Source organism: Paenibacillus sp. GbtcB18 (assembly GCF_019091125.1).
Classification (GTDB): domain Bacteria; phylum Bacillota; class Bacilli; order Paenibacillales; family NBRC-103111; genus Paenibacillus_F; species Paenibacillus_F chitinolyticus.
The window spans coordinates 275744-289787 of the sequence record NZ_JAGXJX010000004.1 but is presented as its reverse complement, the minus strand read 5'-3'; the positions used below and the strand labels follow the sequence as shown (position 1 = coordinate 289787).

10 protein-coding genes are annotated in these 14044 nt (G+C 58.3%); 8 read left to right on the top strand and 2 right to left on the bottom strand.

Annotated features, from left to right (window positions below; translation table 11 throughout):
* Positions 1 to 118 precede the first annotated feature (118 nt).
* From KVT34_RS15050 to KVT34_RS15040, 3 genes are all read left to right on the top strand, one after another.
* A complete protein-coding gene (locus KVT34_RS15050; protein WP_217559576.1) occupies positions 119 to 5341 on the top strand; it encodes a hypothetical protein in 5223 nt (1740 codons plus the stop codon).
* Positions 5341 to 5889: a CvpA family protein gene (locus KVT34_RS15045; protein WP_254634876.1), complete on the top strand. Its 549-nt coding sequence runs from the start codon at positions 5341 to 5343 to the stop codon at positions 5887 to 5889. Before KVT34_RS15050 ends, KVT34_RS15045 begins: the two co-directional genes overlap by 1 nt.
* A gap of 215 nt (positions 5890 to 6104) precedes the next feature.
* Positions 6105 to 6680: a hypothetical protein gene (locus KVT34_RS15040; RefSeq protein WP_217559574.1), complete on the top strand. Its 576-nt coding sequence runs from the start codon at positions 6105 to 6107 to the stop codon at positions 6678 to 6680.
* A gap of 204 nt (positions 6681 to 6884) precedes the next feature.
* On the opposite strand, the gene KVT34_RS15035 is transcribed toward KVT34_RS15040, so the two are convergent.
* Both KVT34_RS15035 and KVT34_RS15030 read right to left on the bottom strand, forming a co-directional pair.
* A complete protein-coding gene (locus KVT34_RS15035) occupies positions 6885 to 7253 on the bottom strand; it encodes a cupredoxin domain-containing protein (protein WP_009676126.1) in 369 nt (122 codons plus the stop codon).
* 168 nt (positions 7254 to 7421) lie between these two features.
* Positions 7422 to 7787 (bottom strand): phage holin family protein, encoded by a 366-nt coding sequence (locus KVT34_RS15030; protein WP_217559573.1) that lies wholly within the window; start codon positions 7785 to 7787, stop codon positions 7422 to 7424.
* 273 nt (positions 7788 to 8060) lie between these two features.
* Here KVT34_RS15030 and KVT34_RS15025 point away from each other — a divergent pair, with 273 nt between their 5' ends.
* The 5 genes from KVT34_RS15025 to KVT34_RS15005 all read left to right on the top strand — a co-directional run bounded on the left by KVT34_RS15025 (position 8061) and on the right by KVT34_RS15005 (position 14021).
* Positions 8061 to 10421 carry an endonuclease MutS2 gene (locus KVT34_RS15025; protein ID WP_369016291.1) on the top strand — a complete coding sequence of 787 codons (2361 nt, stop codon included), beginning with the start codon at positions 8061 to 8063 and terminating at the stop codon, positions 10419 to 10421.
* Positions 10422 to 10543: 122 nt separating this feature from the next.
* A complete protein-coding gene (locus KVT34_RS15020; RefSeq protein ID WP_217559571.1) occupies positions 10544 to 11218 on the top strand; it encodes a PspA/IM30 family protein in 675 nt (224 codons plus the stop codon).
* A 95-nt stretch (positions 11219 to 11313) separates the two neighbouring features.
* Complete coding sequence (locus KVT34_RS15015) at positions 11314 to 11733, top strand: DUF350 domain-containing protein (RefSeq protein ID WP_009676216.1); 420 nt, start codon at positions 11314 to 11316, stop codon at positions 11731 to 11733.
* Positions 11734 to 11890: 157 nt separating this feature from the next.
* The gene (locus KVT34_RS15010) at positions 11891 to 12415 is read left to right on the top strand and encodes a hypothetical protein (RefSeq protein ID WP_217559569.1); all 525 of its coding nucleotides are present in this window, start codon (positions 11891 to 11893) and stop codon (positions 12413 to 12415) included.
* A gap of 274 nt (positions 12416 to 12689) precedes the next feature.
* On the top strand, positions 12690 to 14021 hold the full coding sequence (locus KVT34_RS15005; RefSeq protein WP_217559567.1) for an MFS transporter: 1332 nt from the start codon (positions 12690 to 12692) through the stop codon (positions 14019 to 14021).
* Positions 14022 to 14044: the final 23 nt, after the last annotated feature.

Sequence of the window (14044 nt, the reverse complement as noted above, 5' to 3'; positions counted from 1 at the left end):
CGATGGACCGGCTTTTTTCCATAAAACAAGGAAACAAATGGAAAAGGCCGATGTCTTCAACCGGAACCGTCATGCAGGCGGCCGGATTTCGAGTGTTTAAACCGAAGGAGGATATCTCATGAATTCGGAAGAAAAAACGAAAATCATCGTTGATATATATGGAAATGAATATAAATTGAAAGCCAATAACAGCCCCGGCTACGTGCGCAAAGTGGCGGCGGAAGTCAATGATCAGATGGTTCAGATCGCGGAAAGCTATCCGCGGCTCGATACCTACAAAATCGCGGTGCTCGCGGCCGTCAATTTGACGGATGAGAAAGCCAAAGTCGAACAGAGATTCAGCGAGACGGAAAGCCGGCTGAACGATTTGCAGCGGGCGCTTTCCAAGGCCGACGCCGCCGTGGAAACGGCTCGCGGGCAGCTCGAAAGAGCCCAGCAGGAGGAGCAGCTGCGCAAAGCCGAGCTGGCGGAAGCCCGGGAGCAGGGAGCCAAGGCGTCCAAGCGCCAGCAGGAGCTTACGGCATCCCTGGAGCAGACGAAACAGCGGGCGGAACAGAATCTGCGGGAGTTGAACGCGGCTAAGGAAAAGGCCCAGCAGGGGGCGAAGCGGGAAGAACAGCTTAAGTCCGAGCTTCAGCAGGCCCGACAAAACACGGAGAAACTCCAGCGGGAACAGGCGTCTCTTAAGCAGCAGATGGAAAAAGACGCTCGCCAGGCCGATCAGTGGAAAAAGGAGCTGGAGCAGGCGGCGGGGCAAATCAAGACGCTCGAAAGCAAAATCGGGCAGGCGGAGCGCCATGCCGAATCACTGCTTGAGCAGTTGGAACAGGAAAAAACGGCGGCCGGTCAGGCAAGAGAGGAATCGGCGGCCGCTCTTCTACAAATCCAGGAAGCCGCAGAGAAGGAACAGACCTTGCGGGCCGAGCTTCAGCTGGTCAAACAGCGCAGCGAGCAAGTCCAGCGCGATCTGCAGGCGTCCAAACAGCGTGAGCAGCAGCAGAGCGGACAGATGGAGCAATTGCGGCGGGAGCTTGCGGAAGCGGCTCAAAGAGAAGCCGCGGTCCGGAAGGAAGCGGATCAGGCGAAGCAGGATGCCGAAGCGCTCCTGGAGGAGCTGGAGCTTGAAAAAGCCGCAGCCGAAGAGAATCGGCAGCAGGCGGCATCCGAGCTGGAAAAGCTGGCGCGTGAGCAGAAGCACACGGAAGAACAGCTCCGCCAGTTGAAGGACGAACTCGAGCTGGCGAAGCTGGAGGCGGACGAAAGCCGTGAAAGAGAAGAGCGGCTGAATGCGGACGCTCAGCAGGCCGCCGAACGCGAAGAAATGCTGCGCAGCGAGCTCCAGCAGGCCCAGAAAGACGCCGAAGCGCTTCTGGAGGAAGCCGAGCGGGAAAAAGCCGCTGCGGACAGCTTGAAGGAACAGCTCCGCGAAGCCGGGGAACGCGAGCAGACGCAGCGCACCGAACTTGCGCTTATGAAACAGCGCGGGGAGCATATGCAGCGCGAGCTGGCCCAGGGTAAAGAATTGGCTGCCAGCCGTGAGCAAAAGCTCCGGGAAACGGCCGATCAACTGGAAGAAATCCGCGAAGAACTGGAAAAGTCCCGTAAAGATGCGGAAGCGCTTCTGGAAGAGCTGGAAGCGAACAAGGCTTCGGCGGAAGAAGAACTCCGCGAATCTACGGAAGCGCTCAAAGCGGCGCGCCTGGAATCCAAAGCGGTGCGGGAAGCGGCGGAGACTGAGAAAGCGGCAGCGGAAACGAGGCTGCGGAATGCCGAAGAAGCGCTGGTAACGGCTCGGCGGGATGCGGAGGAAAGCTTGGCCGCAGCCCGTCTGGAAGCGGCGGAGAAGCTTGAAGTTCTGCAGAAAGAAGCGGCCGAGCGGTTGGAACTGGCGCAGCTTGAAGCCGAAGAGCAGCTTGAGGCCTTGCGCAGGGAAGCCGCCGAACTGGAAACGGCCCGGAAGGCGGCTGATGCGCAGCTGGAAGCTCTGAAACGGCAAAGCGCCGAAGAGCTGGAGCTGGCTCAGATGGAAGCCGCGGAAAAGCTGGAGGCCGCACGAAGGGAAGCTGCGGAGAAGCTGGCGGCAGCCGAGAACGAAGCGGCAGACAAGCTTCTGGCGGCCGTACGCGAGGCCGAAAGGATAGAGGCCGCCCGCAAGGAAGCGGAAGTCAAGCTCCAAGAAGCGCAGCGTGAAGCGGCATCCGCTCGCGAGGCGTTCCGGCAGGAGCTGGAATCGGCGCGTGAACAGGCCGAGCAAGAGCTCCTGGAAGCGATGGAAGCGGCGGAACAGGAAGGCGAGGCGCGCAAGGAGGCCCAGCGGGGCCGAGAGGCCGCCGAAGCCAAGCTGCGTGAAGCTTCCGAGGCTATACAGGCATTGGAGCTGAAAGCGTCCGGGCTGGAAGCGGAGAAGCAAGGAGCTGCCGCACGTCTGGAAGCGCTGGAACGCGAAACCGCCGAGCGGTTTGAAGCTTTGAAACGCCAAGGAGCGGAAGAACTGGAGCTGGCTCAACTGGAAGCCGAAGAACAGCTCGACGCCGCGAGAAGGGAGGCGGCAGCGGAGCTGGAGGAAGCGCGGCGCGAAGCCGCCGCCCAACTGCAAGCTGCTGCGAGCGAAGCGCAGGTGCTGGAGGCTGCCCGCAAGGAAGCGGCGGATAAGCTGGCGAAAGCGCAGCATGAAGCCGAGGCCGCGCGTGAAGCGTTCCGGCAGGAATTGGCGGCCGAGCGCGAAAAGGCCGAGCAGGAGCTGCTGGAAGCGATGGAAGCGGCCGAGCGGGAAACCGAGGCGCGTGTTGCGGTCCAGCGCGAGAAAGACGACGCCGAGGCCAAGCTGCGCGAAGCGTCCGAAGCGCTGCAAGCCGCGGAGCGTAAAGCGGCCGAGCTGGAAGCGCTGAGGGAAACCGCTGCGGCGCAGCTGGAAGTTTTGAAGCGGGAAAGCGCGGATGAGCTGGAGTTGGCTCAGTTGGAGGCGGAAGAGCGCCTGGAAGCCCTGCGCAAGGAAGCGGCGGCCGAACTGAAAGCCGCGGAAACCGCTGCCGCGGAGAAGCTTCAAGCGGCGGAGCGCAAAGCGGAAGAGCTGGAAGCCGCCCGCAAGGAGACGGCGGACAAGCTGGAAGCGGCACGCCGCGAGGCGGAAGCCGCACAGGAGGCGCTCCGCCGGGAGCTTGCCGAAGAGCGCGCGAGAGCGGAGCTGGCAGAGCTGGAGGCGGAAGAGCGCCTGGAAGCCCTGCGCAAGGAAGCGGCAGCCGAACGGGAAGCCGCCGAGAGCGAAGCCGCGGAGAGGCTTCAAGCGGCGGAGCGCAAGGCGGAAGAGCTGGAGTCCGCCCGCAAGGAGACGGCGGACAGACTGGAAGCGGCACGCCGCGAGGCGGAAGCCGCACAGGAAGCGCTCCGCCGGGAGCTTGCCGAAGAGCGAGAAAGAGCGGAGCTGGCAGAGCTGGAGGCGATGGAAGCGGCCGAACGGGAGTCAGAGGCGCGTCTGGAGCTCCAGCGCGAGAAGGAATCCGCGGAAGCGCGACTTCGCGAGACGGAGCAGGCGCTTGCGGCTGTCCGGCAGGAAGCCGGGGAGCTGGCGGCTTCCCGCAGCGAAGCGGCGGAGGAATTGGCGGCCGCCCGGAGAGATTTCGCCGAACAGCTCGAGTTTGCGGAGCTTGTGGCGGCGGAGAAGCTGCAGGAGGCTCAGAGGGAAGCGGCCGAGAAGCTGGCTTCCGCACAGCGGGAAGCCGAAGCCGCCGGCCGGCGGGAACTTGCCGCGGAACGCGAACGTGCCGAACGGGAGCTGATGGAGACGGCGGGAGCGGCGGAGCGGGACAGAGCTGCGCGGGAAGCTGCCGAAATGGAGAAGGCCGCTTTAGAGGCCAAGCTGCGCGAAACCTCAGAAGCGCTTGAGGCGGCTCGGCAGGAAGCGGTGCAGACGCGCGAATCGGCCGCGAAGCTTGTCGAAACGCTCCGTGCGGAGCTGATGGGCGCGCGGCAGGATGCCGAAGCCCTGCTCGAAGATCTCGAGCAGGATAAAACCGCAGCGGACGAGGAGCTGCGGAAAGTGTCGGAAGCTCTGCTCGCCGCACAAGAGGAAGCGGCAGCAGCCGCGAGTGCCGCCAACGCCGCGAAAGCCGCGGAGCGGGAAGCGGAAGCCCGCGCAGCCTCCTTGCGGGAGGAAATGGCGGTCCGCTTGAAAGCCTCCGAGGTGCGCGAAGAAGCGCTGCGTGCCGAGCTGGAACAGGCGCGCCGGGATGCCGAGGCGCTGCTGGAAGACATGGAGCAGGGGCAGAACACCGCGGACGAGCGGCTGCGTGAAGCGGAGAAGGCGCTGGAAGAAGCGCGCTTGGAAGTGGAGCGCGCCCGTGAAGACCGCGCCAAGCTGGAAGCTTCTCTTAAGGAAGAGCTGACCGAAACGCTCAAGCAGGGCGAACTCATGCTTACCCAGGTGGCCGCCGCCCGCGAGAAGGCCGACAAGGAACTTGCGTCGGAACGCGGCCGTTCGGCCCAAGAGCGACTCGCGGCGGCTGAACTTGCCGCCCAGTTGGAGGGAGCCCTTAAGCGTGAAGAAACACTTCGGGCCGAGCTGAACCAGGCGCGTCAGGACGCGGAAGCGCTCCTCGAAGATCTGGAGAAAGGCCAGGGCGCGGCGGCGGCTAAGCTGCAGGAAACGGCCGCCGTATTGGAGGCCGCACGCGAAGCCGCGGTACGCGAGCTGGCGGCCGAGCGCGACAAGTCCGCCGAAGAGCGGCGGAAAGCGGAAGAGCTCGCCGAACAGCTCCATGCGGCGGTTTCCGGCCGGGACGAAGCGGCCGCAAGAGAAGCGAAGCTGCGCGAGGAGCTGAACCAGGCGAAAGCGTCCGGTGAGGCGTTGAATGCCGAGCTGACGGCCGCCCTCCGCGAAGTTGCCGCGACTCAGCAGATGGCTCACGAGCAGGTGCTGCAGGAGCAGTCCATCCGCCGGGAGCTGGAGAGCTCCATGCAGGAGCGCCGATCGTTGCAGGAAGAGCTGGACGCGTACCGCCAGCTTATGGACGAGCAGGCCGATCAGGAGCGCGCCAGCCTTGGTGAACTCGGCGGCCTGCGCGGAGAAACCGAACAGCTCCGCCAGGAGGTGGCCCGGATTACCGAAGAACTGGAAACGGAAGCAAAACGGAGCGGACTGCTCCGGCATCAGCTGGAGGAATTGGAGCAGGCCCATCTTCAGGCGGAGCAGGGCCTCAAAGAAATGAGCCGTCTGCATGAACAGACGAGCGGGCGATGGGACGAGCTGCAGGAAGAACACCGCAAACTGCAGGACGAGTATGCGAAGCTTCAAACGGAGTATAACGAATGGATTCAGCTTGTGATGGAAGAACCGAAAGGATAATGACTCTTCCTCCTTGGAATGTACTGGACTGGTCTATCCTCGTGCTTATCGCCGGAGGACTTGTTCTCGGCTACGCGCGGGGATTGATCTCCCAGCTGGTTTCAATTGCCGGATTGTTTATCGCCCTGTACGTCGCCGTCCGTTTTTACGATCCCGTTGCCACGTATTTATTGCAATGGCTTTCCCTTTCTTCTTTTTCCGGTTATGATAAATATGAGTTTTTGGTAAAAGGGCTGAATTTGGAGCGTTATATCGCGAATGCCCTCTCTTTCGCCTTGCTGTTCTTTCTGGTTAAGCTTGCCCTTGGAATCGGAGGGAGAATGCTCAACCTGATTGCCCGGCTGCCTGGTTTGCATACCGTTAACCGGGTGACGGGGGCGCTGCTCGGAGCGATAGAAGCGTTTGTGATTGCCGCGGTTGCGGTTCATATCATGACGATTCTGCCGTCCGACTATGTTCAAGACAGGCTCGGCGAGTCCCGGTTTGCTCCTTATATTCTCAATGACGTAATGGAATGGGGCCGGAAATTGTGGCAGCGGAGCATGTAAGTTCAAGGATATCTCCTCCCGTAAGGGAGGTTTTTTATTCATTTTAATCGGCTCTCCAGCGATCCGGTCGGCGTGAAGCGCGGAGGTTGGAATTTGCACCGGTACTCCTCGTACAAGCAAGACTATGCAGATGCACGCGGCACTCCCGCCTAAGCCTGCTTCCGTCCCGGCGAGCGACGACGATGCGATTGTGGAGCAAGGGAGGGAGAAACCGTATGGAACAAACGTTAGCCGCCGGCAGCGTTGTGACCACAGCTTGTATCCTGGCTGCAGCATGTCTGGGTTGGTTTTATGTATGGATTCGTAGAAAACAAAAAGCGGAGGGTGCCGCTCTCCTGCAGTCGGTCATAACGGCTTTGGCCGTGACGTTCTTTTTCCTGCTGCCGCTGCTGATTATGTTCGTGTGCGTCTATGCGGCCCTTCTCAGTGCGGGGACGTTCCTGCCCGACAGTATCTGGTTCCAGCAGTCGGAGGATTTGCTAAGCCTGGCTCTGCTGCTAATTTTCGCCCAGACGCTGCTGAGCATACCGGTAAGACTGCTGCTTAGGCTCGGGGCTTTGAAAGGGCTTGGGGAATTCCGTAAAAAAATCGGGATGCCGCTCGTTCCGCTGCAGCTCAGCCTGACGATGCTGACTTTCGCGCTCGGCTATATGGCCGCCAGAGAGTGGCGCCTCACTTCGGTCGCTCTGACCGAAAGCGGGCTCTATTATGTGTCAATCCTGCCGCCTCTGGCCGCATTCGGTATTTTTACCCTGCTGCGCAGAAGAAGAGAAAACCCTCCGGGAGCGTAGGACGAAGATGCATAACAGACGGCGACAGGTGTGTCTCTTGCTGGAAAAGCGTTCACGCACTGCCGTCCCGCATGACGGCGGTCAATTTGGAAGCTTCTCCGGGGATGGCTGCTTTGCAGAACAAAAAAGGCTTGCGGACGTATCGACGATACGTGACCGCAAGCCTTTTTTTAAATTCGCCGGAAATTGCCGACGGGTTTAACCTTATTCTACAACGAGCTTGGCTGTCATCGTGGAGTGGCCGCTTCCGCAAGGAATGCTGCAGAGAATGTTGTAAGTGCCGGCTTTCTCCGGAGTGACGACTTTGCTCTTGCTGTTGTTGTCGAGACTGACTTTCAAATCCGGAATCGATACGCCGTGAACGCCTTCCTTGATGTCCAGGTTAATTTTAAGCGGTTCGCCTTTTTTGACTTTATATTCAGCCTGGTCGAATTTCCAGTTGGACGCTTGAAGCGTAATTTCCTGGCTTGCCGTCGCGTTCGCGTCCGTTGCCGCCGTATCCGTTTTTTTGCCGCAGGCAGCCAGAGCGAATACAAGGACAAGAGCCATCAGCAGTGCCGCTGTTTTTTTCATAAATTTCCCTCCCTTTGATTCATACACCCTCATCATACACCCGGAAGGCGGGGAAGTCAGCGGCTAACAAGTGAACCCTTTATGACAAATCATCGAATAAGCTGTGAAAAATGAAGAAGACCGGATCCCGCCCCGGAGAGCGTGAATCCGGCCGCGGCATCCCGCCGGTCAGTGCGTGCTTTTGTGCCGGCTGTTTTTTCTGTCAAACGGTGAGACCGGAATAAACAGATCGACAATCCCGACGACAAGAGCGGCAAGGATCGCACCGATGATGGAGACGCGTACGCCCGTAACGATGAACTGGGACAGCCAGATGACAAGCGCGCTTGTCAGGAAGCCCACGATTCCCCGTCCGAACGGCGTAATCTGCCTGCCGAAGATGCTTTCGATAATCCAGGCCAGCACAGCGATGACGATGGCCAGCAGCAGGGCGCTTACGAACCCGCCCACTGAAAAACCGGGAACGATCCAGCTGACAACCATCAAAACCAGTGCGGAAACGATAAATCTGATCACATGACCGAGAAATCGCATCGGAAAGGCACCTCCTTGATTTGTTGACGGAACGGCGCAAAGCAGCGGTTTGCGCTTAATTCCCCCGCTTGAACCGGGTTCCTCGCTTTTGCGGTCCGGGGACCGAAAGACGTAAAGCACGCCCGCCGCAGTCATGGCAGGATGCGCGTCATTAGCATGCCCGTCTTGGCGTTTTCGCATGAACCGAAGGTTATAAAAGAACTCTCCATAGCTTCGCCGTCCCGGATTGGATATAATAAAGAGATCATACTAGATGTGATGAGGGAGAATGCTTTGAATACCAAAACGTTTAACACAATGGAATTTCATAAAATCACACATAAACTGAGCAGCCACGCGGCCACCTCCTTGGGAACGGCAAAAGCGGCGGAGGTAAAGCCTTCCGGGGATTTTGAGGAAGTGAAGCTGCGCCTGCAGGCGACGGATGAAGCTTTCGCCGTCGACCGTCTTAAAGGCGGGGCGCCTTTCGGGGGAATTCGAGATATCCGTGCGGCCGTGCACCGTGCCAGAGTGGGCGGCATGCTCAATCCGAGCGAGCTGCTCGATATCGCGACTACGATCTACGGGGGCCGGAGGCTCCGCAAGTTTCTGGAGACGATGGATGAACAGCATCCTGTTCCGATGCTGCTGAGCTGGGCCGAACTGCTGAGCGACAACAAGGAGACCGAGGACCGGATCAAGAGCTGTATCGACGACAACGCGGCGGTGATGGACAGCGCGAGCAGCGAGCTTTCCCGGGTGCGCAGCGAGCTGCGGACCGGCGAAGCGCGGGTCCGCGAGAAGCTGGAGCAGATGATCCGCAACCCGTCCGTGCAGAAAATGCTGCAGGACGCGCTGGTGACGATGCGCGGAGACCGTTATGTTATCCCCGTCAAGCAGGAATACCGTTCTTCGTTCGGGGGCATGATTCATGATCAGTCCGCGTCGGGCGCGACTCTTTTCATTGAACCGGAAGCCGTCGTTACCCTAAACAACCGGCTGCGCGAGCTGAAATTCAAGGAAGAAGCCGAAGTGGAGAAAATTCTCCGGATGCTGACGGCAGGGGTTGCCGAAATCGAGGAAGACCTTCTGTCGGACGTCGAACTGCTCGCGCAACTAGATTTTACGTTCGCCAAGGCGGGACTTGCCCGTGAAATGAAGGCGACGCTGCCGAAGCTTAACGACCGGGGCTTTCTGAAGCTGAAAAAGGCGCGTCATCCGCTGATTCCGCTCGATAAGGTCGTTCCGATCGATCTGGAACTCGGCGGGAGCTTCACGACGATTATCGTGACGGGACCGAATACCGGCGGTAAGACGGTGTCTCTGAAAACCGTCGGCCTGCTCAGCCTGATGGCGATGTCCGGCCTCTTCGTCCCGGCGGAGGAAGGCAGCGAGCTGTGCGTCTTCGACGGCATCTTCGCCGATATCGGAGACGAGCAGAGCATCGAACAGAGCCTCAGCACCTTCTCCAGCCATATGACGAATATTATCGGCATCCTCCGCGATATGACGCCGAAGAGCCTTGTGCTCCTCGATGAGCTGGGGGCCGGCACCGATCCGGCGGAAGGCTCCGCGCTCGCCATCTCGTTGCTGGAGAACATCCACCGGATGGGCTGCCGCATGATCGCGACGACTCACTACAGCGAGCTGAAGGCGTACGCCTTCGAGCGCCGCGGCGTGATCAACGCGAGCATGGAGTTCGACGTGCAGACGCTGAGCCCGACGTATCGTCTGCTCGTCGGGGTTCCCGGCCGCAGCAACGCGTTCGCCATCGCGGAGCGTCTCGGTCTTCCGCGCGCGATTATCGACAAAGCGCGCGGACAGGTCAGCGACGAGGACCAGCGCGTCGAGACGATGATCGCCTCGCTGGAGGAGAACCGGCTGACCGCCGAAGCGGAACGCCACAGCGCCGAGCAAATCCGGCGCGAGAACGAAGAGCTGCGGGCGGCGCTATCCGCGGAGCGCGCCAAGCTGGATGAGCAGCGCGACAAGGTGCTGCTTAAAGCCGAGCGCGAAGCGCAGGACGCGATCGCCAAAGCCCGCCGCGAAGCGGAAGAAATCATCGCCGACCTGCGGCGTCTGGCGAAGGAAGAGGCCGGCGCGATCAAGGATCACAAGCTGATCGCGGCCCGCCGCCGTCTCGACGAGGCCGAGCCGAAGCTCCGCAAGCCGGGAGCCAAGCGCCCCGAGCGGAGCAAGGCGGAGGTCGAGCCGGGCGACGAGGTGCGCGTGGTGAGCCTCGGTCAGAAAGGCCACGTCGTGGAAATCGTGAATTCGTCTGAAGTGACCGTGCAGTTGGGTATTATGAAGATGAAGGTGAACAAGACCGACCTCGAAGTGATCAAGGCTTCGCCTCAGAAGAAGCCGGTCCAGCAGGTGGCCGCCACGGTTAAAAGAACCCGGGACGACAACATCCGCATGGAGGTCGACCTTCGCGGAACCAACGTGGAAGAAGGCATTATGGAGCTCGACCGGTTCCTGGACGAATCGTTCTTGAACAACTTCGCCCAAGTATATGTCATCCACGGCAAAGGAACGGGTGTGCTGCGGACGGGCATCCAGGACTATCTGCGCAGGCACAAGCACGTCAAAAGTTTCCGGATCGGAGCTTATAACGAGGGCGGCCACGGTGTGACGGTGGTTGAACTAAAGTAACCGGACAGAAACATCCGTAAAAAATATTTGGAAATGGTTGAAACGTTCTTGAAGGTCCCCCGTATGAAAAAGTATGAAAGTTATAAAAGCACAATTCAAACGAAAGCGGGAGGGAATTCCAAATGGGAATTTTTAAAAGACTTAGAGACTTGACGATGGCTTCGATGAACGATTTACTCGATAAAGCGGAAGATCCGGTAAAAATGCTGAACCAGTTCCTCAGAGACATGGAGCAGGACATTCAGGAAGCGGAAGTGGCGGTAGCCAAGCAGATCGCGATCGAGAAGAAATTCAAGCAGCAGTACGAAGAAGCGGAAGAAATGGTAGGCAAGCGTACGGAACAGGCCATGAAAGCTCTGGAGCAGGGCAATGAAGATCTCGCCCGCCGCGCGCTGGAAGACAAGAAGGAGCACCAGACTCGTTTCGACGAAATGAAGCGCCAGTACGACATCGCCAAAACGAATGCGGATCAGCTCCGCAATCAGCTCTCCGACATGAAAGACGAATTTTCGAAAATGAAAAACAAGAAAGACCTTCTGATCGCCCGTGCCGAAGCGGCGAAAGCCCAGAAGCACATCAACCAGGCGATGTCCGGTTTCGGAACCGACAACGCGGCGAAAGGCTTCGACCGTATGTCCGAGAAGGTGCTTCAGCTTGAAGCCGAAGCGCAAGCGAGCGGCGAGCTCCGCTCCAAAGGCAAGAGCTTGGACGACGAACTCGACCAGCTCGGCAAGAGCGACGGAGTCGACGACGAGCTTGCGGCCATGAAAGCGAAGCTGGCTGAAAAAAAACAATAAGCATGATATAATGGCGGTATGCCTAACGCGGAGACTGAGAATATTCTCAGTCTCTTCCCTTGTTTACCATTCCTTGCGACGGAGGAGGCATACATTTGTACGAAGAGGTGAATCAGTTGGTCAGCAATCCTTACCTTGGAGCGCTAGCGTACTTCTCTGTGGCGGTCGTGGCCGTTATCGTATTTCTTACCATTTTCGAGATTGTAACGAAGTATAACGACTGGGAAGAGATCAAGCGCGGGAATGTTTCTGTGGCTATGGCTACGGGCGGTAAAATATTCGGAATCTGCAATCTGTTCCGGTTTGCTATCGAAAACAACGATTCGCTTATCCGCTCTCTCATTTGGGCGGGATACGGCTTCCTTCTATTGATGGCCGCTTATTTTATTTTTGAATTTTTGACGCCGTATTTTAAAATCGACGAAGAAATCCAGAAAGACAATCGCGCGGTGGGACTGCTGTCGCTGATGATATCCGTCTCCATTTCGTATGTCGTCGGAGCTTGCGTGCCTTAAAGGCACCTTGATCCGGCTCTTCGGCCGCTTGGCGATGGCGGAAAGGAACGCGAACGATGAAATATTTATGGGGAATCTTATTTGCTCTGGCCGTGCTGTTTATGGGGCTGGGCGTCTGGTATTTGATGAATCATTGACCTGTCGGAGGTGAACTGGCGTGAACGAGGAAGAACAGAAAACCGTATGCCCGTGGTGCCAGACGGAAATCGTATGGGACCCGGAGATCGGACCGGAAGAAGAATGTCCGCACTGCTATAACGAACTGAGCGATTACCGCAGCATCCGGATCGGAGCGGATGAAGAAGATGCGGACGAGCCGGATGAAGATGCTGTACCGGCGGCCGGTTCGGATGATTTCCTGGACTGGGAAGAAGAGGATGGCTATACCAACGAGTACGCCGAAGCTGTCCGGAATGTGCTGGATACCCAAGAGGAAGCACCGGAATGCTCCGCCTGCCGGGAACTTATGCTCCACGGGGGCACTCAGGTTACCGAGGGTACGGGCTATGCTCCCGTCATACCGGGAACGGTCGGCAAGGCTTTCCTGAATCCCGGCTACAAATTGAATGTATTTGTGTGTCCGTCTTGTTTCAAGGTCGAGACTTTTTTGGCGGAAGAAGACCGGGAGAAGCTTCTGGCCGTATTGAATCCGTCCAAAGAGCAAACCGAAACCGACAACTAAAACAGATCCGTGTAAAAACGCTGCCGTCCCGAGAATGGCAGCGTTTTTGTTGTATAGGGTGAGGCTTGCGGGACGAAGTTCGGCGTCACATAACAACGGTCAGCCGCGATGACGCGGGTTGAACTGGATAGGTGCGGCCTGCGGCGTTCACGCAAAAACGAAGTCGTCCCGGCCACTGAAAACAGGAAAAAAGCGGAACTTAGCCGCTTCTTTGAAGAGACCTTCTTTTGGACAGGATAAGGAAGATCAGGCTTCGAAAGGAAGGGATTTGAGGATGCAGCAGGACAAAGAGCGGGGTCGCTCCCGGCTGGCAGGCTGGCTCGGAACGGCAAAGGAAACGCTGACGGCGGAGTCTTGGGAGAATGAAGCGGATGCCGCGGCTTCCGCCGGGGAGAAGAAGAAACCTACCATTGGAAGACTGGATGCCCAGTCCGCCCTGCTGCTTATAGAAAATATGCTTTTTGCGGCCGCTAACGCCTTATCCGGAACGTTCGTCAGTATCTATTTATGGAAAGCCAAAAGCGATTTTGCCATGATCGGATGGTTTACGCTCACGCATCAGCTTGCGATGGCGCTCACCTTCTGGGTGGCGGGCAAGTGGGTGAAAGAGCATAACAAAATGAACTGTCTCCGTGCGGGTGTTGTCATGTCGGCGGTTTTTTATCTGCTCGTTTTGATGCTGGGTCTGTCCAGCGTAAATTACATTTTCCTGCTCGGTGCGGTTCAGGGAATGGCTTCGGGTTTTTTCTGGCTGGCGTTCAACATCGTCTACTTTGAGGTTACGAGCAGGGAGACACGCGACAAATTCAACGGCTGGGCAGGCTTGCTGGGAGCGGGCGTCGGCATGCTGGCGCCGTGGATTTCCGGACTCATCATCGTTCATATGGCGGGAACGAGCGGTTACCGGGTGATCTTCTCGATCTCGCTGGGTATTTTTGTTCTCGGCGTGGCCGTGAGCTTTTTCCTGAAAAAGCGGAAGATCGAAGGCACCTACGGCTGGACGTACGGTTTCCGTCATTTGCGGCAGGGCGATACTCCGTGGAGGCCGGTTTGTGCCGCTTTGATGGCTCAAGGTTTTCGCGAAGGCGTATTCGGGTTTATGATTTCGCTGCTGGTATATATCGCGACCACGAGCGAGCAGAAGCTCGGAAGCTACGCATTGGTGACTTCGGGCGTTTCCTTCGTCAGCTTCTGGCTGGTCGGCCGTGTGCTCAAACCCAAATACAGAAGCAGAGGGATGCTCCTCGGGGTGCTGATGGTCATCGCGGCGATACTCCCGTTTTTCTGGAAAGTGAATTATATGACCCTGCTTGCGTTCGGTATCGGGACGTCCCTTTTCCTGCCGCTGTTTACGATTCCGATGACGTCGTCCGTATTTGATCTGATCGGAAGAGACGAGGAAAGCGTGAGGCACCGGGAGGAGTTCGTCATTCTGAGGGAGCTGGCGCTGAACGCGGGGCGGATGCTGGGCACGCTGCTGTTTATTGCCGTTGTATCCCAAAGCACCTCTGCGCCGGTGATTAATACCCTGCTGCTTGTGATCGGAAGCGCGCCATTCCTAAGTTGGCTCTTTATGAGGAAAGTTCTGCATCCAGAAAACTCTTGACAGAGCTGTCCATTCCTATAAAA

What these genes read in the sequence shown, in the direction of transcription:
- KVT34_RS15040 (WP_217559574.1), top strand. Translation starts at nt 6,105, where the DNA reads ATGGAACAAACGTTAGCCGCCGGCAGCGTTGTGACCACAGCTTGTATC.
- KVT34_RS15050 (WP_217559576.1), top strand. Translation starts at nt 119, where the DNA reads ATGAATTCGGAAGAAAAAACGAAAATCATCGTTGATATATATGGAAAT.
- KVT34_RS15020 (WP_217559571.1), top strand. Translation starts at nt 10,544, where the DNA reads ATGGGAATTTTTAAAAGACTTAGAGACTTGACGATGGCTTCGATGAAC.
- KVT34_RS15005 (WP_217559567.1), top strand. Translation starts at nt 12,690, where the DNA reads ATGCAGCAGGACAAAGAGCGGGGTCGCTCCCGGCTGGCAGGCTGGCTC.
- KVT34_RS15035 (WP_009676126.1), bottom strand. Translation starts at nt 7,253, where the DNA reads ATGAAAAAAACAGCGGCACTGCTGATGGCTCTTGTCCTTGTATTCGCT.
- KVT34_RS15030 (WP_217559573.1), bottom strand. Translation starts at nt 7,787, where the DNA reads ATGCGATTTCTCGGTCATGTGATCAGATTTATCGTTTCCGCACTGGTT.
- KVT34_RS15045 (WP_254634876.1), top strand. Translation starts at nt 5,341, where the DNA reads ATGACTCTTCCTCCTTGGAATGTACTGGACTGGTCTATCCTCGTGCTT.